The 23,081-nt window shown below is 54.4% G+C and carries 26 protein-coding genes; 14 read left to right on the top strand and 12 right to left on the bottom strand.

All coding sequences use genetic code 11. The features are described 5' to 3' along the window. Positions 1-26 precede the first annotated feature (26 nt). The 5 genes from EDF78_RS01545 to fucP all read left to right on the top strand — a co-directional run bounded on the left by EDF78_RS01545 (position 27) and on the right by fucP (position 4,880). Positions 27-1,310, top strand: coding sequence for an L-fuconate dehydratase (locus EDF78_RS01545; protein ID WP_095925312.1), 1,284 nt, complete (start codon positions 27-29; stop codon positions 1,308-1,310). A gap of 25 nt (positions 1,311-1,335) precedes the next feature. Beyond that, positions 1,336-2,169, top strand: a complete 834-nt coding sequence (locus EDF78_RS01550; protein WP_095925313.1) for an amidohydrolase family protein — start codon at positions 1,336-1,338, stop codon at positions 2,167-2,169. A 19-nt stretch (positions 2,170-2,188) separates the two neighbouring features. Then, positions 2,189-2,965, top strand: a complete 777-nt coding sequence (locus tag EDF78_RS01555) for an SDR family oxidoreductase (protein ID WP_133822556.1) — start codon at positions 2,189-2,191, stop codon at positions 2,963-2,965. Continuing rightward, the gene (locus EDF78_RS01560; RefSeq protein ID WP_133822358.1) at positions 2,962-3,330 is read left to right on the top strand and encodes an L-rhamnose mutarotase; all 369 of its coding nucleotides are present in this window, start codon (positions 2,962-2,964) and stop codon (positions 3,328-3,330) included. The genes EDF78_RS01555 and EDF78_RS01560 overlap by 4 nt, the downstream gene beginning before the upstream one ends. Before the next feature lie 311 nt (positions 3,331-3,641). Further along, a complete protein-coding gene (gene fucP, locus EDF78_RS01565) occupies positions 3,642-4,880 on the top strand; it encodes an L-fucose:H+ symporter permease (protein WP_095925316.1) in 1,239 nt (412 codons plus the stop codon). A gap of 55 nt (positions 4,881-4,935) precedes the next feature. Here fucP and EDF78_RS01570 read toward each other — a convergent pair whose 3' ends face one another. Genes EDF78_RS01570 through EDF78_RS01580 form a run of 3 tightly spaced genes read right to left on the bottom strand, consistent with a single transcriptional unit; the run spans position 4,936 to position 6,363 of the window. Continuing rightward, entirely contained in the window at positions 4,936-5,646 is a 711-nt protein-coding gene (locus EDF78_RS01570) for a helix-turn-helix transcriptional regulator (RefSeq protein WP_133822359.1), read from the bottom strand. Continuing rightward, positions 5,643-6,035, bottom strand: a complete 393-nt coding sequence (locus tag EDF78_RS01575) for an amino acid-binding protein (RefSeq protein ID WP_133822360.1) — start codon at positions 6,033-6,035, stop codon at positions 5,643-5,645. Before EDF78_RS01575 ends, EDF78_RS01570 begins: the two co-directional genes overlap by 4 nt. Continuing rightward, positions 6,028-6,363, bottom strand: coding sequence for an antibiotic biosynthesis monooxygenase (locus EDF78_RS01580; RefSeq protein WP_095925319.1), 336 nt, complete (start codon positions 6,361-6,363; stop codon positions 6,028-6,030). The genes EDF78_RS01575 and EDF78_RS01580 overlap by 8 nt, the downstream gene beginning before the upstream one ends. A 241-nt stretch (positions 6,364-6,604) precedes the next feature. Here EDF78_RS01580 and EDF78_RS01585 point away from each other — a divergent pair, with 241 nt between their 5' ends. Then, positions 6,605-7,588, top strand: coding sequence for a DUF1852 domain-containing protein (locus tag EDF78_RS01585; protein ID WP_133822361.1), 984 nt, complete (start codon positions 6,605-6,607; stop codon positions 7,586-7,588). Positions 7,589-7,619: 31 nt separating this feature from the next. Next, positions 7,620-8,651 carry a methionine synthase gene (locus tag EDF78_RS01590; protein WP_133822362.1) on the top strand — a complete coding sequence of 344 codons (1,032 nt, stop codon included), beginning with the start codon at positions 7,620-7,622 and terminating at the stop codon, positions 8,649-8,651. 212 nt (positions 8,652-8,863) lie between these two features. On the opposite strand, the gene EDF78_RS01595 is transcribed toward EDF78_RS01590, so the two are convergent. Next, a complete protein-coding gene (locus EDF78_RS01595) occupies positions 8,864-9,994 on the bottom strand; it encodes an HD domain-containing phosphohydrolase (RefSeq protein WP_133822363.1) in 1,131 nt (376 codons plus the stop codon). A 276-nt stretch (positions 9,995-10,270) separates the two neighbouring features. Between EDF78_RS01595 and EDF78_RS01600 the strand changes: the two genes are divergently transcribed. From EDF78_RS01600 to EDF78_RS25515, 4 genes are all read left to right on the top strand, one after another. Further along, the gene (locus EDF78_RS01600; protein ID WP_131693930.1) at positions 10,271-11,041 is read left to right on the top strand and encodes a helix-turn-helix domain-containing protein; all 771 of its coding nucleotides are present in this window, start codon (positions 10,271-10,273) and stop codon (positions 11,039-11,041) included. Then, positions 11,038-11,523, top strand: a complete 486-nt coding sequence (locus tag EDF78_RS01605; RefSeq protein WP_131693929.1) for a FidL-like protein — start codon at positions 11,038-11,040, stop codon at positions 11,521-11,523. The genes EDF78_RS01600 and EDF78_RS01605 overlap by 4 nt, the downstream gene beginning before the upstream one ends. A gap of 200 nt (positions 11,524-11,723) precedes the next feature. After that, a complete protein-coding gene (locus EDF78_RS01610) occupies positions 11,724-12,290 on the top strand; it encodes a YfaZ family outer membrane protein (RefSeq protein WP_133822364.1) in 567 nt (188 codons plus the stop codon). Between the two features lie 83 nt (positions 12,291-12,373). Further along, positions 12,374-12,550 carry a hypothetical protein gene (locus tag EDF78_RS25515; protein ID WP_165497969.1) on the top strand — a complete coding sequence of 59 codons (177 nt, stop codon included), beginning with the start codon at positions 12,374-12,376 and terminating at the stop codon, positions 12,548-12,550. 5 nt (positions 12,551-12,555) lie between these two features. Here the strand turns inward: EDF78_RS25515 and msrA are convergent, their stop codons facing one another. From msrA to EDF78_RS01640, 6 genes are all read right to left on the bottom strand, one after another. Next, positions 12,556-13,284 (bottom strand): peptide-methionine (S)-S-oxide reductase MsrA, encoded by a 729-nt coding sequence (gene msrA, locus EDF78_RS01615; RefSeq protein WP_133822365.1) that lies wholly within the window; start codon positions 13,282-13,284, stop codon positions 12,556-12,558. A gap of 18 nt (positions 13,285-13,302) precedes the next feature. Continuing rightward, positions 13,303-13,809, bottom strand: coding sequence for a peptide-methionine (R)-S-oxide reductase MsrB (msrB, locus tag EDF78_RS01620; protein ID WP_133822366.1), 507 nt, complete (start codon positions 13,807-13,809; stop codon positions 13,303-13,305). Positions 13,810-14,319: 510 nt separating this feature from the next. Next, complete coding sequence (locus EDF78_RS01625) at positions 14,320-16,359, bottom strand: glycoside hydrolase family 31 protein (RefSeq protein WP_095925328.1); 2,040 nt, start codon at positions 16,357-16,359, stop codon at positions 14,320-14,322. Then, the gene (locus EDF78_RS01630; protein ID WP_133822367.1) at positions 16,356-17,735 is read right to left on the bottom strand and encodes a glycoside-pentoside-hexuronide (GPH):cation symporter; all 1,380 of its coding nucleotides are present in this window, start codon (positions 17,733-17,735) and stop codon (positions 16,356-16,358) included. The genes EDF78_RS01625 and EDF78_RS01630 overlap by 4 nt, the downstream gene beginning before the upstream one ends. A 342-nt stretch (positions 17,736-18,077) precedes the next feature. Next, positions 18,078-18,308 carry a non-oxidative hydroxyarylic acid decarboxylases subunit D gene (locus EDF78_RS01635; protein WP_133822368.1) on the bottom strand — a complete coding sequence of 77 codons (231 nt, stop codon included), beginning with the start codon at positions 18,306-18,308 and terminating at the stop codon, positions 18,078-18,080. A gap of 29 nt (positions 18,309-18,337) precedes the next feature. Further along, positions 18,338-19,768: a non-oxidative hydroxyarylic acid decarboxylases subunit C gene (locus EDF78_RS01640; protein ID WP_095925331.1), complete on the bottom strand. Its 1,431-nt coding sequence runs from the start codon at positions 19,766-19,768 to the stop codon at positions 18,338-18,340. Between the two features lie 151 nt (positions 19,769-19,919). Between EDF78_RS01640 and EDF78_RS01645 the strand changes: the two genes are divergently transcribed. Next, the gene (locus EDF78_RS01645; protein ID WP_095925829.1) at positions 19,920-20,333 is read left to right on the top strand and encodes a MarR family transcriptional regulator; all 414 of its coding nucleotides are present in this window, start codon (positions 19,920-19,922) and stop codon (positions 20,331-20,333) included. A gap of 11 nt (positions 20,334-20,344) precedes the next feature. Further along, on the top strand, positions 20,345-20,878 hold the full coding sequence (gene idi, locus EDF78_RS01650) for an isopentenyl-diphosphate Delta-isomerase (RefSeq protein ID WP_131693924.1): 534 nt from the start codon (positions 20,345-20,347) through the stop codon (positions 20,876-20,878). Here the strand turns inward: idi and EDF78_RS01655 are convergent. Next, positions 20,831-21,367, bottom strand: a complete 537-nt coding sequence (locus EDF78_RS01655; RefSeq protein ID WP_095925333.1) for an AAA family ATPase — start codon at positions 21,365-21,367, stop codon at positions 20,831-20,833. The two genes, idi and EDF78_RS01655, sit on opposite strands and share 48 nt — an antisense overlap. A gap of 494 nt (positions 21,368-21,861) precedes the next feature. Between EDF78_RS01655 and EDF78_RS01660 the strand changes: the two genes are divergently transcribed. Then, positions 21,862-22,119 (top strand): biofilm/acid-resistance regulator YmgB/AriR, encoded by a 258-nt coding sequence (locus tag EDF78_RS01660; RefSeq protein WP_095925334.1) that lies wholly within the window; start codon positions 21,862-21,864, stop codon positions 22,117-22,119. 58 nt (positions 22,120-22,177) lie between these two features. On the opposite strand, the gene EDF78_RS01665 is transcribed toward EDF78_RS01660, so the two are convergent. Beyond that, positions 22,178-23,035 (bottom strand): SDR family oxidoreductase, encoded by an 858-nt coding sequence (locus EDF78_RS01665; protein WP_133822369.1) that lies wholly within the window; start codon positions 23,033-23,035, stop codon positions 22,178-22,180. Positions 23,036-23,081: the final 46 nt, after the last annotated feature.

Consider the following 23,081-nt stretch of genomic DNA (forward strand, 5'->3'; position numbering starts at 1 on the left):
CCTGTGACAGCGTAAGGAATTTTGCGATGACAACGATTACAGCTTTACGTGTGGAAGATGTGCGCTTCCCGACCTCGCTGGCGCTGGATGGCTCGGATGCCATGAACCCGGATCCGGATTATTCCGCCGCCTATGTGATCCTCGAAACTGACAATCCGGCGCTTAAAGGTCACGGCCTGACGTTCACTATCGGGCGCGGCAATGAAATCTGCTGTGCAGCCATTAAAGCGCTGGAACATTTGATTGTCGGACGCGATCTGGCGGACATCACCGCCGATATGGGGCAGTTCTGGCGCGATTTCACCAGTGACAGTCAGCTGCGCTGGATCGGCCCGGACAAAGGCGCGATCCATCTGGCGACCGGTGCGGTAGTCAATGCCGTGTGGGATTTATGGAGTAAAGCCGCCGGTAAACCGCTGTGGAAACTGGTCGCCGACATGTCGCCGGAAGAACTGGTGCGCTGCATTGATTTTCGCTACATCACCGACTGCATTACGCCGCAGGAAGCGCTGACCTTATTGCAGCAGCGGGCGGATAACAAGGCGCAGCGCACGGAGAAACTGCTGGCGGAAGGTTATCCCTGCTACACCACTTCGGCGGGCTGGCTGGGTTATCCCGACGATAAATTGCGTCGTTTGTGTCAGGAGGCCGTCGACGCCGGTTTTGACTACCTGAAACTGAAAGTCGGGCGTGATCTGCAAGACGATATCCGCCGCGTACGCATCGCGCGTGAAGTTATCGGTCCGGATCGCAAACTGATGATTGACGCCAATCAGGTATGGGAAACCAACGACGCTATCCCGTGGGTGAATGCCCTCGCCTTCGCCAGTCCGTGGTTTATCGAAGAACCGACCAGCCCGGACGATATCGAAGGCCACCGCAAAATCCGTCAGGCTGTTGCGCCGGTCAAAGTCGCCACCGGCGAAATGTGCCAGAACCGCATCATGTTCAAGCAGTTCATTATGCGCGAAGCCATCGACGTGGTGCAGATCGATGCCTGCCGCATGGGCGGCGTCAACGAAGTGCTGGCCGTGATGCTGATGGCCGCCAAATACCATCTGCCGGTGTGTCCGCACGCGGGCGGCGTCGGGTTGTGCGAATACGTACAGCACCTGTCGATGATTGATTATCTGTGCATCGCCGGAACCCACGAAGGCCGCGTCATCGAATACGTTGACCATCTTCACGAGCATTTTGTGCATCCGTGTGACATTCGCGGCGCGGCCTATATGCCGCCGCAGGCACCGGGATTCTCCATCGAAATGCATCCGTCCTCGATTGAGCAATACCGTTATCACGCCGGTGCTTAATGAGAACGCCGCAGGGAGAATGCCGATGATGCGAATCGACAGCCACCAGCATTTCTGGCGTTACACGCCGCAGGATTACCGCTGGATCAGCGATGAGATGGCGGTGCTGAAACAGAATTTATTGCCGGAAACGCTGCGGCCAACGTTACAACGTCACGACACACAAGGAACGGTGTTGGTGCAAGCCTGTTCGTCAGCCAGTGAAACGCGCTGGCTGCTGGAACTTGCGGAGAAAACGGACTTTGTCCGCGCGGTCACCGGTTGGGTGGATTTGTCTTCCCCCGCTCTGGCCGCTGAGCTGGAGGCGCTTGCGCATCCCCTGCTGCGCGGTTTTCGTCATCAGATACAAGACGAACCTGCGCCCGCGCAATGGCTGGCCGATCCGGCCATCAACGCGGGCATCCGTCAGGTTCAGCGGCAGGAAACTGTCTACGAGATTCTGGTGACGCACCGGCACCTGAGCGAGGCCGTGCAGTTTGCCGCACGCCATGATGCGCATTTTCTGGTGCTGGACCATTTCGGCAAACCGGATCTGAGCCGGGGCGCGGCGCACTGGGCGAAACAAATTGCGCCGCTGGCGGGAATGCAACACGTCGTTTGCAAACTCTCCGGGTTGCTGACCGAACCACGTCCGGCGGGCATGACGCTGAATGATCTGCTGCCGTATTTCGACGCCGCGCTGGAGATTTTCGGTGCCGGACGGCTGATGTTTGGTTCCGACTGGCCGGTGTGTTTACTGGCCGGAGAACATGAAGATCCGTGGGATTTATGCCAGCAGGCCACGGCGGCACTGAGTACTGACGAGCAGGCGGCCATTTATGGCGGCAACGCCTGCACGGTTTACCGACTACAGCCTTAACCGGCGACAGGAACGAGCAATGAATCTGCATCTGCAAAATAAAGTGGTGATGGTGACCGGCGGCGGGTCCGGCATTGGCGCGGCCATTTCGCTGACGCTGGCGGAAGAAGGCGCGATCCCGGTGATCATCAGCAATACCGAACCGGCCAATGAACTGATGCATAAACTGCGACAGCTTTCGCCTCAGGCCAGTTTTGTGCTGACCGAACTGCGCGACGAAGCCAGTTGCAAAGCCGCCGTGGACGACGTTCTCAGTCGCTACGGCAGCATCGACGGGCTGGTGAACAATGCCGGTGCCAACGACAGCGTCGGGCTGGACGCCGGGCGGGAAGCCTTTGTGCAATCCCTCGAGCAAAACCTGATCCACTATTACCTGATGGCGCACCTGAGCCTTAACGCCCTGCGCGCCAGCCGGGGAGCGATCGTCAATATCAGTTCGAAAACCGCGTTAACCGGACAGGGCAACACCAGCGGTTACGCCTCGGCCAAAGGCGGCATTCTGGCGCTGACCCGCGAATGGGCGGCGGCGCTGCTTGGCGACGGCATCCGCGTGAATGCGGTGATCCCGGCAGAAGTGATGACGCCGCTGTACGAACGCTGGATCAAAAGCTTCGACCATCCCGACGAAAAGCTGCAACAGATCACTTCGCATATTCCGCTGGGACAGCGCATGACCACGCCGCAGGAAATCGCCAATACCGTGGTGTTCCTGCTCTCTTCCCGCGCGTCGCACACCACCGGCCAGTGGCTGACCGTGGACGGCGGCTATATGCATCTCGACCGGGCGCTGACATGACGCGCCGCTATTGTCAGGCGCTGGATCTGGCGGACGATCCGGCGCTTATCGAAGAATATCAGCGTTATCACCGCAACATCTGGCCGGAAATTACCGCACATCTGCGCCGTTACGGCATCACAGAGATGGAAATTTACCGGCTGGGCAACCGGCTGATGATGGTGATGGAAACCACGGAAGATTTTGACAGCGGGCTGTTCGAACGCCGCAGTCTGGAGGATCCGAAAGTCTGCGAATGGGAAGCCCTGATGTGGAAATATCAGCGCCCCACGCCCTGGACGCCCGCCGGTGAAAAGTGGATGGAAATGGAGAAGATTTTTTCGCTGACCGGTCAGGCTCCCCCGCATACGGAAGGCGTTGAGTAAAACTCGATCGGCTCCCTCTCCTGGGGAAGGATCTGAGTAAAGCTCGATCGGCTCCCTCCCCTGCGAAGGGGAGGGTTGGGGTGGGGTATTAAGGGCAACTCCGGATCTGGCGTTGCCTGCTAAACCCCCTCCCAACCTCCCCCTTCGCAGGGGGAGGAGCAAAGCAAAACCTGCCTCACCCCTGAGAATGGGGAGGAGCAAAAAAACCCTAATATCAGGGAGTTCATCACGTTTTTCACGTTATCTGACATAAAAAATCAGCCACCTGAGCTGAACCCCTACATGCGTTACCAGATACTGAGGAATACATTATGCTCGCCGACAAAACTGCCGCGCCCGCGTATGCGCAGCGCAAAACGACGTCCGGTTTCCGACTGGCGTTCATTCTGGTCACCACGCTGTTTTTCCTGTGGGGTTTATCCTACGGGCTGCTGGATGTCCTGAATAAGCATTTCCAGGAAGTGTTACACGTCAACAAAGCCCAGTCGGGTCTGCTACAGGCCGCCTATTTCGGGGCTTATTTCATCATCGCCCTGCCAGCCGGGTTTTTTATGGACAGGTTCGGCTATAAAGCCGGGATCCTGGTCGGGTTATGCCTGTATGCACTGGGCGCGTTGTTATTCGTTCCCGCTGCGTCCGCGGGCAGTTTCGCCATGTTCCTGTTTGCGCTGTTCGTGATCGCCCTCGGTCTGGGTTGTCTGGAAACCGCCGCCAACCCGTTCGCCACCGTACTGGGCGATCCGGCTGGTGCAGAACGCCGTCTGAATCTTTCTCAGTCTTTCAACGGATTAGGCCAGTTTGTCGGTCCGATCATCGGCGGTTCGCTGTTTTTCAGCGCCACGCAAGGCACCACGGCGGACGGCCTGTCATCGGTCAAAACCACCTATATCGCCATCGCGGTACTGGTGTTGCTGATCGCGTTCCTGTTCGGACGCACCAAACTGCCGGACATTCGTGAGCAAAGCACCGCAGAAGATCGCGGCGTGGAGAAAGGATTGTGGCAGCACGGTCATTTCACCGGCGGCGTGATCGCGCAGTTCTTCTATGTGGCGGCGCAGGTGGGTGTCGGCGCATTCTTCATTAACTACACCACGGAACACTGGCATACGCTGTCGAACCAGAACGCGTCGTACCTGCTGTCTGTCGGCATGATCAGCTTCATGGTCGGGCGCTTCTTCAGCACCTGGCTGATGGGCTTTGTCCGCCCCGCGACGCTGCTGGTGGCTTATGCCATCATCAATATCGTGCTATGCGGCGTGGTGGTGGCCGGGATCGACAATGTGTCGGTGATTGCGCTGGTGGCGATTTTCTTCTTTATGTCGATCATGTTCCCGACCATTTTCGCGATGGGCGTCAAGAACATGGGCAAACAAACCAAACGCGCCAGCTCGGTGATGATCATGGCGATCGTCGGCGGCGCGGTGATGCCGTACCTGATGGGTGCCATCGCCGATCACTACAACACCGCCGTGTCCTACGCCCTGCCGATGGTGTGTTTCGCGGTGGTACTGGTTTATGCCGTGAAACAGCGGGCCAAAACCGCGATTTAAGGAAGGTAGAGTTCGTCACAATCCCCCATCCCTGACAGGGTGTTAAGGAGGGGGATCAGGCCAGATCGAGGCCGAACAACCGCCGCATGGCTACTCTGCCGCTGTCGGTGACGCTGACTTCGCGAAAGCCCGGCGTGCGGGATATCCACTCTTTTTGCAGCAAAAGCGTCATTAATGCCTGCCCCGCATCCCCTCCCAAATGGAAACGCCTTTCGCTCCAGTCGAGGCAAGGACAACACGCCTTGCGACGCGGACGCGGATCAAGCACGGCACCTAGACGCTGAAAATGTTCTTTCCCGGCCGGTGTCAGCGCATTCCCGTCAGCTTCAAGCCAGTTTTCATGCAGCAGGAAATCGTAGATTTTTACCGCCAGTTCTCCGGCCAGATGGTCATAACAGGTCCGCGCATATCGCAGAATCACCGGCGTCCGGGATGCAAAGGGCGTGTGATGATGCATGGAAACCCCCATCAGGTTTTCCAGCAGTCCGGCGATATGATGGCCAGCCAGGCTGTAATACCGGTGGCGTCCCTGCGTCAGGCAAATCACCAGCCCGTTGCTGAGCAGCCGGGTAAGATGACCGCTGGTGGTGGAGGCAGCAATGCCTGCCACCGCGCTGAGTTCAGTCGCCGTCCACGCACGTCCGTCCATCAAAGCACACAAAATACTGACCCTTGACGGGTCAGATATTGCGGAAGCCACCAGTGACATGGATTTTTCGAGGGAATCATCCGGCTCACTGTTGTATTCGGTATGAAGAAAATTCATTCAGAGTGTATGGCCCATTGTTGAGTGACTTCCGCCGCCCGGAGATCATCATCCGTCAGCAGGATGAGACGGTTACTGTGATCGCTGTACTGTACCAGAATATTAATGCCATGCCGGGCGAGTGTCTGGGCGATTTCACCCAGTTCTCCCGGACGTTTCTGCGGCAATTTTCTTATCAGCGGGCGGGCCACCTTTCTGACGTCAAAGCCAGCCTCCGTCAGAACCTGACGGGCTGTCTCGCCCTCTTCCACCAGAAAATGTGCGTGCGCCGCTTCCGGTGTGGAAAATACGCCACCGCCTTCCAGACCCACGCCGTTGAGGCCGAGAACGCGTCCCAGTGAGCCAAGCGCACCCGGACAATTGCCGAGGATAACGTGAATGTCATACATGCTGATGCGCTCCTTTCGCTGAAGACGTGTCGGAGGAATATTCCCGAAATACCCGGGCAACGCGGATTCTGTAGAAGGAAAAAATCGACTGTTTTCCCTCTTTCTGGGCTGACAGATGCTTCAGATTCTGTTTCCAGCCAGCCACCGACTCCTCATCCTGCCACCAGGATAAAGACAGGATTTTTCCGGGCGTGCTCAGGCTCTGGAAACGCTCTATATCAATAAACCCCGGCGTGTCCGCCAGCAACGGCTTCAGTTCGGCCGCCAGTTCAAGATACCGCTCACGCGCTTCGGGTACCGCATCTGCCTCAAAAAGGACTGCAATCATTTTTCTGCTCCGTCATGAATTTCACTCAGCTTATTACCGGTAAAAAACGGATGCTTCGGTCAGCGCCGAAGTATGTCGGTGACGTGCAGACAGGATCATGAACTTTGTTCATGTTCAGTGAATTTATATCACTTTTTTTCACTCAATGACTCAGGCATAAAAGAGTCATCGCGATTCACTCTTAAATATGAAGACGACTGAAATAATGTAGGTTTTTCAGCAGCCGGGACACCTGATAAAAATGAAAAAAGAAATTACATTCACTATTAAGAGCATTCGTTTTGACGAAAATTATAACCCTTCGGAAAATACGCGTATTACGACTAACTTTGCCAATCTGGCAAGGGGTGAAAAACGTCAGGACAACCTGCGCAACACCTTAGTGATGATTGACAATCGCTTCAATTCTCTGGCCCATTGGGATAACCCTAAAAAAGACCGGTATTCTGTCGAACTCGACATTATTACTGCTCAGCTCAATATTGATGTTGAAGGTCAGGCCGACAGCTTCCCGGTGATTGAAATACTGAAAACCACCGTCGTGGATAAAAAAACCAACGAACGCTTTGAAGGGATTTTGGGAAATAACTTTTCCTCTTATGTGCGTGATTATGACTTCAGCGTTTTACTGCCAGCGCACAATAAACAACAACCCGAATTCAGCCTGCCGGATAACTTTGGCGAACTGCATGGCAACATCTTCAAATGCTTCGTTAAATCAGACATTTACAAAGAGCAGTTTACGAAGGCTCCCGTTATCTGCCTGAGTGTTTCCAGCAAAAGCACCTATTACCGCACAGGCAATAAACATCCCGTACTGGGCGTTGAATATCAGCAGGATGAACTCTCCCTGACGGATGAATATTTCGCGAAAATGGGATTACGCGCGCGCTATTTCATGCCTGAAAATAGCGTTGCGCCTCTGGCGTTTTATTTTTCCGGCGATTTACTCGGCGATTACACTAATCTCGAGTTAATCAGCACCATCAGCACGATGGAGACGTTTCAGAAGATTTACCGGCCTGAAATTTATAATGCGAATTCCGCCGCCGGAATACAGTATCAGCCGAGCCTGAATTATCAGGATTATTCGTTAACCCGCATTGTTTATGACCGGGAAGAACGCAGTCATCTGGCGATTGAGCAGGGGAAATTTACGGAAGAAAACTTCATCAAACCCTACCAGACTGTGCTTGAACAGTGGTCTGCTCATTCCGTTCTCTGATTAACCATAAAAAAGATAAGGTCACCTGTGTATGAAAAAGTTATTACCGACATCAACGGCGGGCAGTCTGCCTAAACCGTCGTGGCTGGCACAACCAGAGGTGCTGTGGTCGCCGTGGAAATTGCAGGGTCAGGAATTAATCGACGGTAAAAAGGACGCCCTGCGTTTGTGTCTGGAAGATCAGCAGCAGGCGGGGATCGATATTGTCAGTGACGGCGAGCAAACGCGTCAGCATTTTGTCACCACCTTTATTGAACATCTTGAAGGCGTTGATTTCGAGAAACGTGAGACGGTGAAGATCCGTAATCGCTACGACGCCAGTGTGCCGACCGTCGTCGGCCCGGTCAGTCGTAAAAAGTCCGTGTTTGTGGAAGATGCTAAATTTTTACGCCAGCAAACCACACAACCGATCAAATGGGCTCTGCCGGGGCCGATGACCATGATCGATACGCTTTATGATAACCACTATAAAAGTCGCGAAAAGCTGGCATGGGAATTCGCTAAAATTCTCAATGAAGAAGCCAGAGAATTAGAGGCGGTGGGCGTCGATATTATCCAGTTTGATGAGCCGGCCTTTAACGTGTTCTTCGATGAAGTGAACGACTGGGGCATTGCCACCTTAGAACGCGCCATCGAAGGGCTGAAATGTGAAACGGCTGTCCACATCTGCTACGGCTATGGCATCAAAGCCAACACAGACTGGAAAAAAACGCTGGGGACGGAGTGGCGGCAATACGAAGAGATTTTCCCGAAACTGCAAAAATCCAATATCGATATCATCTCACTGGAATGCCACCACTCGCATGTTCCGATGGAACTGATGGAACTGATCCGCGGTAAAAAAGTGATGGTGGGCGCGATTGACGTGGCCACCAACACCATTGAAACCCCGGAAGAAGTGGCCGCGACCTTGCGTAAAGCGCTGCAGTTTGTCGATGCCGACAAACTTTATCCCTGCACCAACTGCGGCATGATCCCGTTACCGCGTGGCGTCGCAAGAGGCAAACTGGACGCGTTAAGTGCTGGCGCAGAAATCGTCCGCAAAGAACTTCTGGCGAAATAACATCGCCGCCTCTGCGTTGACCTGAAAATGCACGCTGAGCTGGCGATCGGATCGATCGCCAGCCTTTCACCCTCCGGCATCATTATTTACCTCCGGACTGCAAAATACCCCTCTCCGTTTTACATCCTCTGCCGGTTTCCTTCATCCCTTTAACACCGCTAAATATCACTTTCTGCCATTTATGTTTTGTTTAATACCCAAAATTATAATCGTCATAACTGAAATGGATCTGCACTGAGTGCCTGCATTTCGGATGACATCAGATGGGTATGCAACGCTCCCACGATGGCTGGATCCAGCCCTCCCTTGTCGGCAGTCTCCTGCATCATGCTCAGGCATTTTTCCGGCGGGAAGGCCGGTTTGTAAGAACGGGATTCCCGCAGCGCCGCGTAACAATCGGCGACCGAGATAATGCGCGGCCCCAGATCCAGCTGCGTTCCGCGCAGACGGAAAGGATAGCCCTTACCGTCCGGCCGTTCATGATGAAAACTGGCCATCCGCGCGATGTCATGCAGACCGGCGATGCGGGACAGGATTTTCCAGGTGAACTGCGGGTGAATATGGATCTGCCGCCGTTCAAAATCGCTCAGCGGTTCGGCTTTGGTGAGTAGCGCGGCGGGCACCACCAGCTTGCCTAAGTCATGCAGCAGCCCTGCGACACGGACATGCGCGATGCCTTTTTTGGAAAATCCGTACAGTTGCGCCAGCCGGGCGCTGATTGCCGACACCATGACGGAATGTTGCTCAGCGGAGCGGCAATGCCGGTCAATCACACAGGCCAGCAGCGCGGAGAGTTGTGTCAGTTCATCATCGCTGAGTACGCGTGGAGGAAACGGCGCAAAGGCGCAGGGATTGTCGATCAGCGTGGCGGAGGCCAGTTCAGTCCAGAACTCGCGATCCAGCCCGATTTCGCGTAGCGCCAGCACATCGTCGAGCAGATAGCGTGAGCCGATGGAATCACACAGGGTTTCGATCGCCTGCGACGGATAATGTCCGCGCGGAAATTCATGCAGGGCGAGCAAATCCAGATTATCCGCCAGATCCAGCAAGCGGCTTTCCGGATGCTGCTGCCCTCTCCCGGCGATCAGCCCGGCGCTGTCAGCCAGCAGCGGGATCCCGGCCAGCCGTTGCGCGCAATCCGCGGGCGCATGCGCACCCCGGCCCAGGTCGCGCAATAACGCCGCAATAAACAGGCGCTGTTGCGCAGGCTGGCTGAAGCCACGCTGACGGGCAATGCTCATCACGATGTAGGCACGCCGCACGCCACGGTGTCCGTTTTCAGGGCTTAACAAGTCCAGGGCAGAGGAAAATCCGATGAGAAAGTCAGTAAAGGTGATGTCCACGAAGCCGCTCCCGCTCAGTCAGTAAGGCATGCAGGAAACCGCGTTTTGGCGTGGCAGACAATTTAATTACCCGATGGGGGTATATATAGGTTTTTATTTATCAATAGTGCGTTTCGACAACATAATAATTTGCTTTTTGCCCGGTGCGGCTAAGAGTTTTACTTATCCCCGGCGCGGACTCGGTTGGCAGAATTTAGCCTGTATACTATTAATCCGAGGCGTTTTTTTAAATCCGACGGGATTTTGGTTGGCTTTACTCATTTCAATCAGGGCACGATGAAATATCTTATTGATAAAGCGATAGAATTTAATACCGATGATGGCACGCTGCATTATCCCGCCAGTCAGGACGTCATAAAACTGACCCTTCCGGCGGCACGTCTGCTGGAAGAGTTTCTGGCCTCCGGCGGCCGTGACCTGACGCGGGAATACCTGCTGGAAACGGTCTGGGATAAGCATGGTTTGCAGGCGTCCGGCAACAACCTTAACCAGTACGTCAGCATTTTGCGGCGTAATCTGGCACTCCTCGAATGTCACGAACTGATCGTCACCTTGCCCAAAGTCGGCTTTAAGCTGAACACCGCCGTCAGTGTGGAACCGCTGGCGGACACGCCGCCGGAGAAAATACCGCCACCGGTCACGCCTGGGGTCACGGATCACCCCGTGCAGGCTGCCTCTTACTTCCGGCACATTGCCTTCCTGTTACTGAGCGTGGCAATCCTGGCAGGAATGGTCTGGGGTATCTGGAGATTTTATGACGCTAATAACGGCATCACTGAAATTCAGCAACCGGATACCGGGTGTGAGGTGATATACCTGAAAGATATTCCGGATGAGGACAAACCCGCCGTGCTGGAGCGGGTCGGTCTTATCCTTAAAGCGAATAACCTGCAGTGTAAAAAAAACAACATGATTATTTATAACAATGAAGGGTCTTATTCCTCAAAAAACAATGCCAGAACCTTATTGTCTCTGTGTTCTGTCGGCAAAAAGAAAGAGGTTCTTTCCTGTGATAATTTTTACCACTATAAGTGGGTTAAGCCATGAAGATGAATAAACACCTCGCTCTCGCTGTCATTGTTGCTGGCGTCATTGTTGCCGCCTTTATTTTCCTGCCGTCAGGTAAAGCCATTCCTACGCTGAAATGCAAAGCCTTCGCCAACGTCAAAATGGACGTTGAAAACGGACAACTGGTATTTTCCATCATCGAAAGCCTGCAATTTTACGATAAAGACAAAGGGATTATTCAGTACGAAGGCTATGTGAAGTCCGATAAAGGAAACACCTATCTGGAACGTACGGTTTATCTCAGTCATGGCGTCAAAGTCGATAATAAAACGTTCCATTTCGACATTGATAAAGTGACACCGTCACCTCTTGATACCACGCCTGACGCTGACTTCGATCAGATGTGGCTGGAAACCACCGGGGATAATGCGTCATTAAACATCGGCGTGAAGTCGATCCGCGACCAGACTTATGTGATCAGCAGTACCTATTCGCCGCAATTCGTCTGCGTGGCGTACTGAATGGTTTCGCCGCCATCAAAACATTCATGCAGTTATTATTCTAAATGGCAGAATTAAAACCTATTTATGGCGTCATCTGACATATAAATTGATGCGTAAGGCCGTCCGGGTGTTTTATAACGCCGGACAAAAGGGGTCGCCGGTCTGGTGAAAATTTTGGCAATGGTTGCCCCCGGCTAAACACATAAACAGGTAATCCAATGCGGACAAACACAATCAAACTTGCTGTCGCTGGCAGCGCAATCGCGGTATTCATGGCGTTTTCTGCCCCGTCTCAGGCCATGGAACTCGGTGCAAAAGCGGGGACGGATTTCACCGAACTGAATGTCGGAATGGGCCGTCAGACATCCGGTTTATATATTGAGGGCAACTGGGCGAAGAATACCCAAAATGGTCGTCAGATCGGCGGCATCAGCAGCGGTTTTAATATTCCGCTGGGACCGGCGATGATTAATCTCGGCGCAAAAGCGCTGTATATGCAAGGCTCCATCTCTGATAACGAAGGCGTGGCGTTCCCGATAGGTGGCGGTATTACCGTGTCATTTACGGACAGCCTGGCATTTTATGCAGAAGGTTATTCCGCCCCTGACGCATCAAGCAATCGGGTGAAATCTTATACCGAAGCCGATGCCGGATTTAGCTGGGTGCCGGTTCAGCCTTTAAAACTTAAAGCGGGTTATCGTTATGTCGGTCTTGACGGCACAGCGGGCAATCCTGACGAACGTATTATCGATGGGGCCTATTTAGGCGCTGAGATGGACTTCTGATTTATTCTTTTCCGTTCTGCCAAGAGTGCACATTTCACTTCCCGAAATGCGCACTCCCTTATTCTTTTTTCAGGATTGCACCCATGAAATCTTTATTACGTCTGATGCTTTCTGCGACTTTATTATTTTCCCTGACCGGTTGTGTGATCGCAGGCCCGCACGATCATCATCACGCTTCCCGTCATGAACAACCGCACCCTCATCACCCGATGCCGCACAATGACAGCCATCATGAACACCATCACGGCATGAAATCCTGAGTGCGTTATTCCTTCACCAGCACAGGCTGTTCGCGGTAATTCGCCGGAAAGTGCTGCTTCAGATCGTTAATTTTCGGCAGATCGTTCACCACAATGTACGGATAGTCCGGGTTATCGTTTAAAAAGTTCTGGTGATAGGCTTCCGCCGGATAAAAGTGTGCATTGTTTTCCACCTTCGTCACCATCGGCTCACTGAAGCTGTGGCTGGCATTGAGCTGGGCAATGTACGCTTTCGCCACTTCCGCCTGCGCGCTGCTGAGCGGGAAAACGGCGGAACGGTATTGCGTGCCGCTGTCCGGCCCCTGCCGGTTCAGCTCCGTCGGATTGTGTCCCACCGAGAAGAAAATATGCAACAGCTCGCCGTAAGTCACCTGCGTCGGGTCAAACGTCACTTTCACTGATTCTGCATGACCGGTCTCGCCGGTGCTGACCTGCTCGTAGCGGGCTGTTTGCGCGTCCCCGCCTGCATAACCCGACACCGCGCTGGTCACGCCTTTCACATGCTGGAACACGCCCTGAATTCCCCAGAAACAGCCTCCTGCAAACAGCGCCGTTTCGCTGTGTGACGTGCCTGCCGGTTCATCTTTTGCCGGTGCGGCGATCACCACCGCGGGTTCTGCGCCACCGCCCCACGACCAGGCGTTATTTTGAAAGGCAAAGGCCGAAGCCAGTACCAGTCCGGCGATCAGGCTGTAATTACGCAAGCTGCGCACTTGTTTGGATGCATTTTTCATTATAAATGTCCTGACTGATTAAGCTTTCGGAGTGAACGTCATCGCCAGCCCGTTCATGCAATAGCGCAGACCGGTCGGTTTCGGCCCGTCATCAAACACATGCCCGAGATGCCCCCCGCAACGACGGCAATGCACTTCGTCCCGCACCATCCCAAGCGTGGTGTCCCGGCTGGTCAGCGCCGCATCCGGCAAGGGCTGCCAGAAACTCGGCCAGCCGGTATGGCTGTCGAATTTGGTCGCCGAGGAAAAAAGGGCAAGGTTGCAGCCCGCGCAGGCGAACTCCCCTTGGCGATGTTCCGCATTCAGCGGGCTGGAATAAGGCCGCTCCGTTCCCGCTTCACGCAAAATACGGTACTGATCCTCGCTCAGGCGCTGATGCCACTGAGCATCAGTCAGCGTGATTTCAAATTTTTCGGATGTCGTCTGTGCGCCCGCCCGGCGGGAAAACAGTGACGGAACCAGCCCCATTACGGCTACGGCGGATACCGCTCCGCTGCCCAGCAGGAAATTACGTCTGTTAATCATGATTGCCACCGTTCCGGTTGCTGTCGATGGCATCAGATTACAAGGGGAAGGATTACGGAATCCTCGCGGAGAGATAACGGTTTTGTGATAACTGGATTTGCGGTTGCACGGAGGGGCTGGAGTAAAGGCTGGAATGAGGAAGTTTCGGTTTCTCACGTGCGGTGACTGCTCAGCAATTGCCGCCGAAACCGACCAAAGAGGGCTATGACGAGCCCTCTTTGGAATCTCCACGTCTTAAACTGCGCGCTCCGCTCGCAGGCTATGTTCCAGCAACCACAGTGACAGGCTGGAAACTGGGAGATTGGGTTAACTCCCTCCCCTGCGAAGGGGAGGGTTGGGGTGGGGTATTAAGGTCAAAAGTGAGTGCTGAAGTGTGCGCGGGCTTGGGTATGGGTGTTGTCTGCTAAACCCCCTCCCCGCCTCCCCCTTCGCAGGGGGAGGAGCAGAACCAACCTACCCGATTAGCCCCCTTCGCAGGGGAGGAGCTAAAAGCGAAACCTCAGAAGGGAGTCAAATACCAAGTTCTCCTTTCACGTCTGCCCCTTCCCGCACAAACACCGGGATTTCACTCATCGGCGCGGCGACTGTAATCGCCCTTCCGCCTTCATACCGTTCGCCATTCAGTGCCACCCAGGTTTCTCCTGCCGGTAGCCACACTTTCCGCTCGCGCTGACCCGCATGCAGCACCGGCGCGACCAGAATATCTGCGCCGAGCAGGTACTGATCTTCCACCTGCCAGCTTTCCGGCTGTTGCGGGTATTGATAGAACAGGGTGCGCATGGCCGGATCGCCCTTTTCGTGGGCTTCCTGCATGACGCGGCTGATGTACGGACGCAGTTTTTCGCGCAGGAATAATCCGCTTTTCATCAGTTGGTAATTTTCTTCGCCATAACTCCAGACTTCATTCGGTGCGCCGCTGTTGCACTGGGCGATGCCATCGCGCCACGGTTCCGGCGGCTGGATCTGTGGCTCACGGTAGCCGTGTAACCGCATGACCGGACAGAATACGCCCCACTGGAACCAGCGGATCAGCAACTCCTGAAACGCCGGATCGTTAACATTGCCGCCCTGGAACCCGCCGATGTCCGTCGTCCACCACGGAATGCCCGCCAGTCCCATGTTCAGACCCGCAGCAATCTGATTGCGCAGGGCGTGGAAGGAAGAGTGAATGTCGCCCGACCAGGCCAGCACACCATATCGCTGGCTTCCCGCCCAGGCGCAGCGCACCAGATTCACGATCTCGTTTTCGCCTTCCTGCTGTAAACCGTCGTAAAAACCTTGCGCAAATTTCTGCGGATAAATGTTGCCGACTTCCAGCACCGGCCCGAGGTGATAGCGATAATTATCAAAATCATAGGCGCGGTATTCCGGTTCCGCTTCGTCAAGCCAGAAGGTACGGATACCCAGATCGTAATAATTTTGCTTCACTTTCTCCCAGACAAACTGACGCGCGCCGGGATGTGTGGCATCAAAGAAGGTGCAGTTGCCAAGGAAATCCAGATTCACCGACACACCACGGTCGGTATTCACCAGATAACCTTTGGATTTCATCTCTTTATAATTGTCAGTGCGGCTGTCTACCGTCGGCCAGACCGACACCATGGTTTCGATGCCGAGGGATTTCAGCTCTGCCACCATGGCTTTCGGATCCGGCCAGTCCACCGGATCAAAACACCATGTCCCCTGATTCGGCCAGTGGAAGAAGTCAATGACAATGACCGATATCGGCAGATTGCGGCGTTTATATTCGCGCGCGACCTCGAGCACTTCCTGCTGCGTGCGGTAACGGAGTTTGCATTGCCAGAAACCGGTGGCGTATTCCGGCATTTGCGGCGCGGTGCCGGTCGCACGGCCATACTGATGCATGATGTCTGCTGGGGTGTCTCCGGCGGTGATCCAGTAATCCATCTGCTCCGTGACCTGCGCTTCCCAGCGGGTGATGTTCTTGCCGAAGGTCGCCTCGCCAATGGCCGGATTGTTCCACAACATGCCGTAACCGAGGCTTGAAAGCATAAAGGGCACGCTGGCCTGTGAGTTACGCTGCGCCAGTTCCAGCGTGCAGCCTTTCAGATCCAGACAGCTTTGCTGGTACTGCCCCATGCCATAGATTTTCTCATCCGGCCGCGATTCAAACCGCACCGTCAGCTGATGTTTACCGCCGGGAATGGCTTTAAATTCGCGGGCATCCATTTTCAGCGCACTGATGTATTTATCCTGACTCTTCTCGGTCGCGCCGATACCGACCGTCGAACGCTGACGCCAGAACTCCTCGAGGATCAGCTCACCGCGCTGGTTATAAAACGCCAGCTGCCCTTTGATATTCACCGTCGCCGTAATGTTGCCGTTGCGGATACTCAGCGTTTCGGTGCCGCGGCTGATGTCGCTCTGCGGTTGATCGCCCGCAGGCAGCAGCGCCCACAGATGATCATTGAGCTCAGGTCGGCAGGTAGCACGCACGCGCAGGCTGTGCTCACCCCAGGGTTCGATCACCAGCGTTTGCTGATCGAAATGCCAGAGGATACGGTTTTTTTCGGCGATTAATTCGCTCATGCGGACTCCTGTGTATGCAAAGTGGCCTGAGGGACAGGCTCATGATCCTGAGAAATTTTGGACTGGTTGATCTGTTCCATGGTGGCATCGTTCAGTTTGTACCAGCGCATCGACAGCGCGCTGCACATCGACAACACACCCGGCACCAGCGAGAACAGCGCGATAATTGACATCATCGCGGCAGTATTTTGCTGTGCGGCATGCGGCACATAACCGCTCATGCCCAGCGTCCAGCCGACCACCGCCCCGCTCACCGCCATCCCCATTTTGAGGATCGCCAGCAAGGTCGAGAACACCGTGCCGTCCATACGCTTGCCCTGTTTGTATTCGCCGTAATCCACCACGTCGGACATCATCACCCACATCAGCGTGGTGGTGACCTGATAGAAAGTAGAGACCAGCAATGTCATGCCGACCAGCAGGGAAATCCATGCCGGGACAAAGAAGATCGCTGCGCTCAGCGCACCGGTTAAGATGGCGCAAAGCGTGAACGCCGCCAGCTTGCTGCGGTTGCGGGTCAGCGGTTTGACCAGCAAACTGCCGAGGCTTTTACCGATAATGTGCGCCGCCAGCAGCCACATAAAGTAACTGGCGTTACCAAGATAATAGGTGACGTAATACATCATCGCGCCGAGGCGCACGACACCAAACGAGATGTTGAAGAAGATCAGAGCCGCGACGACGCGCCACTGATCGTTGCGCACTAAATCGCGCAGATCGGAGAGGAAATTCTCGTGCGTCGGCGGCGCGCTGATACGTTCTTTGGTGTTGAAGAAACACAGCAGGAACATCACCACCGCAATCGACGCCATGATCGCCATCGCGCCAAAATAGCCGTCGAGCTTATTTCCGCCGCCCATCATTTCCGCCAGCGGCATCATCAGGAACGTGGACATCGCGCCGCCCAATGTCGCGAGGAAAAAGCGATAGGATTGCAGGGAAATACGCTGTGAATTATCCGGCGTGATGATCGCGCCCATCGAGCAATAAGGAATGTTGATGGCGGTATACATCAGCATCATCACGCAATACGTGACGCTGGCGTACACCATTTTCCCGCCGGGCGTCAGGGATTCCGGCACCGCGTAAACCAGCAGACAGCTTGCGCCGAATGGCAATGCAAGCCAGAGAATATACGGCCGGAATTTACCAAACCGCGTTTGCGTGCGGTCAGCGATCAGCCCCATCGCCGGGTCAACAATCGCGTCCGCGACACGTGCAACAAGAAACATTGTCCCGACAAAAACTGCCGGTAATCCCACAACATCGGTGTAATAAAACGTCAAAAATATAATCACATTGTCCAGGCCAATATGGCTCGCCATATCACCCAGACCGTAACTGATTTTTTCTTTTACGGATAATTTCGCAGTCATTTTTCGTCCTGCCTTTTGTAGGGTTAAACACAAAAAAGTCAGTCCGTCCGTGGCCCGAGGACTTGTTATAGAATGGTTAAAAGGCAGTCACAATTGCGAGATGTTATAAATTTCTTATGATTTTTGATTAATGTGATACCGGTAACATGGGGAGGGGAATTAAACGCGCCCTCCCCTGCGAAGGGGAGGGTTGGGGTGGGGTATTAAGGTGAAAAACAAAAGTCAGCGTGTACGCAGGGTGGGTGTGGTCTGTTAAACCTCCTCCCCGCCTCCTTCGCAGGGGAGGTCCAGGACAAAACCGCCAGATCATCTCCCTTCACGTCACGCGGGGAGGAGAAAATCTTATAAATCATTAAGTAATAGCGGAATCGACGGTACCATCGGCGCATTATCAATATCGGCCTGGGTCATGCGGAATGCTTCCGGGTAATGTTCCCGCCTGGTGCGTCGCAAAGGTTCAGTGGAACGCCAGGTGTATAAACAACGCTGGCACTGATGCACAGTCCAGACGCCTTTTACCGGGGACACGGCCATCAGTTCGATATGCTCATCGGCACAACGTGGACAAATCATAATCACTCCTTAATGCAATCGGTGAATGCTCAGATCTTGCGATCTGCCAGCAGGGTATTCAGTTTCACGATCCAGTCTTTGGTTTCCGGTAGATCGCGTACCGGCTGGCTGTAGTGACCGCGGTTATCCGGCGCGACCGGCGTGGTGGCGTCAATGATCAGTTTATCGGTGATGCCCGCCGGGGATGAACCGGGATCCAGTTCCAGCACGGACATATTCGGCAGCTGGACCAGGTCGCCCGCCGGATTGACCTTGGCGGAAAGCGCCCACATCACCTGCGGCAGATTGAACGGATCCACGTCCTCATCCACCATAATCACCATCTTCACGTAGCCCAGACCGTGCGGCGTGGTCATGGCCCGTAAGCCGACAGCGCGGGCAAAGCCACCGTAACGTTTTTTAGTGGAAATGATCGCCAGCAGGCCGTGGGTATACATCGCGTTCACCGCTTGCACTTCCGGGAATTCCGCCTTCAGTTGCTGATACAGCGGCACGCAGGTGGCCGGTCCCATCAGATAATCGATTTCTGTCCACGGCATCCCGAGATACAGGGATTCAAAGATGGGTTTCGTGCGGTACGAGACTTTATCGATGCGCACCACCGTCATGTTACGGCCACCGGAATAGTGTCCGGTGAATTCGCCGAACGGCCCTTCGATTTCACGTTTACGCCCTTCAATCACCCCTTCGAGGATCACTTCTGAGCCCCACGGCACGTCGAATCCGGTCAGCGGCGCAGTGGCAATCGGGTATGGTGCCTGACGCAGCGCGCCCGCCATTTCATATTCCGACTGGTCATATTTCAGCGGCGTTGCGCCCATCAGCGTAATGATCGGATCGTTGCCGAGCGTAATGACAATCGGCAAATCTTCGCCGCGTTCTTCCGCTTTATGTAAGTGCAGCGCAATGTCGTGCATTGGCACCGGTTGCAGCCCGAGCTTACGTTTACCCTTCACTTCCATGCGGTAAATGCCGACGTTCTGCTTATCGAAACTGTCAGGATCGGTCGGATCGCGCGACACCACGCAGGCTTTATCGAGATAAAAACCGCCGTCACCGTCGTTCAGCCGGAACAATGGCAGGATGTCGAACAGGTTGATGTCTTCGCCATCGACCGTATTTTCCGCCCAACCCGGATTTTCGCGACGCTCCGGTTTCACCGGAAAGGTATCCCAGCGGCGGATATATTCGGCAATCTGTTCGTTGGTCGATGTGGAAGGCGGCAGCCCCATTGCAATGGCGTGGTTGGGCCACGAACCCAGTGTATTAAGCGCAATGCGGGCATCAGTAAATCCTTCCACATTATCGAAATACAGCGCGGGGGCGCCCTCGCCGATACGGCCGGTGGCGTTCGCCGCCGCGGCCAGATCCGGCTCTGCCTTCACCTGTTCGGTAATTTTCAGCAGTTGTCCGTTTTCATCCAGTGCGCGCATAAAGCTGCGCAGATCATCAAAAGCCATCTCGATTCTCCTTCCCAGTTCATTTAGTTTGTTCGTATACGAATGACTTTTACCTTATACTCCTTTTGAAAACCCCGCAATGGCTTGTCGCCTTCGCGCTTCAGAGATTGCTAAGATAGAGGCAGACCAATAAGAAAATCGGGAAATGATGATGAGCACACAATTGAGACAGGAAGCCTTTCACTTAATGCGTAAGGTATTCCAGCAACACACCGCGCGATGGCAGCAATGCATCCCGGATCTGACGAAGCCGCAATATGCGGTGTTGCGCTCAATTGCTGAAAACCCGGGCATTGAACAGGTACAACTCACGGATGTCGCCGTCAGCAGCAAAGCGACGCTGGCAGAAATGCTGTCGCGTCTGGAAGCGCGCGGGCTGTTGAACCGTGAGGCGGACCCGGCGGATAAACGCCGCCGTTTTATTACGCTGACGCCGGAGGGTAAAGCCGTGGTGGCGAAAACCCAGCCGGTCGGGCAGCAGGTGGATACTGAGTTTTTGGCAAGACTTTCTCCTGACGATCAACAGCATCTGGTGCGTCTGTTGAAATCAATGACGGAGGACTAACGGGAGTTTTTATGATTGAAGAAGTCGTGTTGCTTGATGTTAAAAATCAACCGGCGGGTACCATGGACAAAGCGCTGGTGCACACTGCACAAACGCCCTTGCATCTGGCATTTTCCTGCTATATCCATAACGATCGCGGCGAGATCCTGCTCACACGCCGCGCCCTGAGCAAAGTCGCCTGGCCGGGCGTGTGGACCAACTCCGTGTGCGGTCATCCGCTGCCCGGCGAATCCCTGCAATCTGCCGTCTACCGCCGCTGTCAGTATGAAATCGGCCTGTCGGTAGAAAAGATCACGTCGCTTATTGGCGAATTCCAGTACCGCGCGACCGATGCGTCGGGGATTGTCGAGAATGAGTTTTGCCCGATTTTTGCCGCTTTCAGCCGCCAGACGCCTGCGCCACGCGACACAGAAGTGATGGATTATCAGTGGGTAAAACCGGATGACCTGCTGAGCAGCGTTCGCGCTACGCCGTGGGCCTTCAGCCCGTGGATGGTGTTACAGCTGGGTCAGGTCACGGAGAAAAAGTTGAGTCTGCTGGGGTGATCGCAGACGGATAAAACGCACATGCTGCCAGGCGGGATCGTTAAGCAATGCCTGATACTGGCAGCGGTTCTTCGTATATGTCTTCAGCGTCCACAGGATGATCGACTCCCGGCTGAAAAAACTTTTCCGAAACGTCTCCCGGTTTCCGGTGCCCGCCCAGATCTCTTGTTTCCCCCACGCCCGCGTCGCGGCACGTTTCACCGCCTGATACAGCGTGCGTCCGAAGGAATAATCCACCCACACGATCATGTCGATGTCGCGCCATTTCACGGCCTGCGTGCGTTTGTAATTGCCGTCAATCACCCAGCCGTCACTGCCCGCCAGCCGCGCTTCCAGACGGGCAAAAAATTGATCATCCGGCGTCCCCTGCCAGTCCGGTTGCCAGAACAACGCGTCCAGTTCGATATAAGGAATGTTCAGCTGCTGAGAAATCGCCCGCGCCAGCGTCGATTTCCCGCTCCCGCTGGTTCCTATGACATTGATTTTCACTGCCAGACTCCTTATCCGCACCGGTTTACGCAAAAAAAGGGCGCTTATTCTGCCGTACAGGATCGGTCTTGTACAGAACGTTAACGCCCTTTCCGCAACCATTACCGGCGGAACTAAATCATGACGTGAATGTATCAGAAGCTCGCAGAATGAACATTTTGTGCTATACACCTTATTGCTAGCAACAGAAATGCAGATTTTTCGTTGCCATACCTGTACATACTCGCAATCTTTGTATAACTTTCTGTGACCCCTGCTTCATCATTAGTCCGTCTTTTACGGGCATATTCAGCCTGACCTTTGGAAGGAAAGTAGATTTCCCTTCTTCCAAAGGTTTTTTTCATGGCTGGCGTTTTCAGGTTTTATCGCGAAACGATCTGATGAGTCCGGGGCGGACATTGTGAAGAAAAACTTCACAATACTCTCTTTTCTGACTGGCAATAGGCACTTTTCAGCCGGTAAAAAAAACCGCTGAACAGTTTAAGGAGGTCTACATGCAACTCGAAGCAGAACAAACAGTTACAGAAATCAGTGATTATCTCAAAGTCCGTGAGACGCCCACGCTAAGTGAAGTTGAAATCCTCGGGACCCTTGTCTCAGGGCTTTTACACAGCCGTTATCCGGTGAGCAATAAGGCCATTATTGAAGGTCTGGTAAGACAGCTTGAACAGGACACCAATGTCAGTAATCAGCAGGGTTGCCGTAACTTGCTGGAACTGGTGTTGCTTTCCACGCAGGATGATGTGATTTAAATAGGTTACCGGCCTGTTAAACACGTTGTTAACAGGCCGGAGCGCAATCCCCTTGCGGTTAAAGCGATTTCAGCGTCGCGGCAATCACGTCTTTGAACGGCGTGGTCGGGCGACCAATCAGTTTGCTCAATGTATGAGCATCATCAAACAGACCGCCCTTCTCTGCACCCGCATCAGAATCCGCCAGCATAGTCGCCAGCCCTTCCGGTAAACCGGCACCGAGCAACGCTTTAGCGAACTCCGCTTCCGGCAGATTGATGTAATCCACTTTCTTACCTGACTGACGTGCGATTTCCGCCGTGAACTCCGTCAGCGTATAAGCCTCGTCACCCGCCAGCTCGTAAATTTTCCCGGCCTGATTTTGTTGTGTCAGCACCGCCGCGGCTGCCTCAGCGTAATCCTGACGCGCGGCGGAAGAGATTTTCCCTTCGCCGACCGCACCGATAAAGGCGTTATGCGCCAGGGCAGGCGCGATGCTCGCCGCATAGTTTTCGGTGTACCAGCCGTTACGCAGCAGCACAAAAGGAATGCCGGATTCACTTAACGCTTTTTCCGTCGCGCGGTGTTCAACACCCAGACCCAGCGGACTTTTATCTGCATGCAGCAGGCTGGTGTACGCCAGAAGTGTTACGCCTGCACGTTTCGCCGCCGCAATGACCGCGTTGTGCTGCGCTTCACGCTGCCCCACTTCACTGGAAGAAATCAGCAGCAGTTTCTCCACGCCGTTGAAGGCGGCTTCCAGCGTCGCAGGCTGGCTGTAATCGGCCTGACGCACATCCACCCCCAGATCGGCCAAATCCTGCGCTTTTTGCGGATTACGCACCGCCGCAATAATCTGATGAGCAGGCACTTTTTTCAGAAGTGCGGCAATAACAAGGCGGCCTAACTGGCCGGTAGCACCGGTAATGGCGATCATATGATTTCTCCAAAAGTGTTCAACACAACGTTTATTGTCATACAAA

It is taken from the genome of Rahnella sp. BIGb0236 (assembly GCF_004364755.1).
Lineage (GTDB): Bacteria > Pseudomonadota > Gammaproteobacteria > Enterobacterales > Enterobacteriaceae > Rahnella > Rahnella victoriana.

Bases quoted from the DNA above. Each gene is read 5' to 3' on its own strand.
- EDF78_RS01665 (WP_133822369.1), bottom strand. From the start codon at position 23,035: ATGATCGCCATTACCGGTGCTACCGGCCAGTTAGGCCGCCTTGTTATT.
- EDF78_RS01585 (WP_133822361.1), top strand. From the start codon at position 6,605: ATGAAAAAAGAAATTACATTCACTATTAAGAGCATTCGTTTTGACGAA.
- idi (WP_131693924.1), top strand. From the start codon at position 20,345: ATGATTGAAGAAGTCGTGTTGCTTGATGTTAAAAATCAACCGGCGGGT.
- msrB (WP_133822366.1), bottom strand. From the start codon at position 13,809: ATGATTAACAGACGTAATTTCCTGCTGGGCAGCGGAGCGGTATCCGCC.
- EDF78_RS01570 (WP_133822359.1), bottom strand. From the start codon at position 5,646: ATGAATTTTCTTCATACCGAATACAACAGTGAGCCGGATGATTCCCTC.
- EDF78_RS01555 (WP_133822556.1), top strand. From the start codon at position 2,189: ATGAATCTGCATCTGCAAAATAAAGTGGTGATGGTGACCGGCGGCGGG.
- EDF78_RS01630 (WP_133822367.1), bottom strand. From the start codon at position 17,735: ATGACTGCGAAATTATCCGTAAAAGAAAAAATCAGTTACGGTCTGGGT.
- EDF78_RS01560 (WP_133822358.1), top strand. From the start codon at position 2,962: ATGACGCGCCGCTATTGTCAGGCGCTGGATCTGGCGGACGATCCGGCG.
- EDF78_RS01580 (WP_095925319.1), bottom strand. From the start codon at position 6,363: ATGATTGCAGTCCTTTTTGAGGCAGATGCGGTACCCGAAGCGCGTGAG.
- EDF78_RS01660 (WP_095925334.1), top strand. From the start codon at position 21,862: ATGCAACTCGAAGCAGAACAAACAGTTACAGAAATCAGTGATTATCTC.
- EDF78_RS01575 (WP_133822360.1), bottom strand. From the start codon at position 6,035: ATGTATGACATTCACGTTATCCTCGGCAATTGTCCGGGTGCGCTTGGC.
- msrA (WP_133822365.1), bottom strand. From the start codon at position 13,284: ATGAAAAATGCATCCAAACAAGTGCGCAGCTTGCGTAATTACAGCCTG.
- EDF78_RS01610 (WP_133822364.1), top strand. From the start codon at position 11,724: ATGCGGACAAACACAATCAAACTTGCTGTCGCTGGCAGCGCAATCGCG.
- EDF78_RS25515 (WP_165497969.1), top strand. From the start codon at position 12,374: ATGAAATCTTTATTACGTCTGATGCTTTCTGCGACTTTATTATTTTCC.
- EDF78_RS01645 (WP_095925829.1), top strand. From the start codon at position 19,920: ATGAGCACACAATTGAGACAGGAAGCCTTTCACTTAATGCGTAAGGTA.
- EDF78_RS01625 (WP_095925328.1), bottom strand. From the start codon at position 16,359: ATGAGCGAATTAATCGCCGAAAAAAACCGTATCCTCTGGCATTTCGAT.
- EDF78_RS01545 (WP_095925312.1), top strand. From the start codon at position 27: ATGACAACGATTACAGCTTTACGTGTGGAAGATGTGCGCTTCCCGACC.
- fucP (WP_095925316.1), top strand. From the start codon at position 3,642: ATGCTCGCCGACAAAACTGCCGCGCCCGCGTATGCGCAGCGCAAAACG.
- EDF78_RS01550 (WP_095925313.1), top strand. From the start codon at position 1,336: ATGATGCGAATCGACAGCCACCAGCATTTCTGGCGTTACACGCCGCAG.
- EDF78_RS01590 (WP_133822362.1), top strand. From the start codon at position 7,620: ATGAAAAAGTTATTACCGACATCAACGGCGGGCAGTCTGCCTAAACCG.
- EDF78_RS01640 (WP_095925331.1), bottom strand. From the start codon at position 19,768: ATGGCTTTTGATGATCTGCGCAGCTTTATGCGCGCACTGGATGAAAAC.
- EDF78_RS01635 (WP_133822368.1), bottom strand. From the start codon at position 18,308: ATGATTTGTCCACGTTGTGCCGATGAGCATATCGAACTGATGGCCGTG.
- EDF78_RS01605 (WP_131693929.1), top strand. From the start codon at position 11,038: ATGAAGATGAATAAACACCTCGCTCTCGCTGTCATTGTTGCTGGCGTC.
- EDF78_RS01600 (WP_131693930.1), top strand. From the start codon at position 10,271: ATGAAATATCTTATTGATAAAGCGATAGAATTTAATACCGATGATGGC.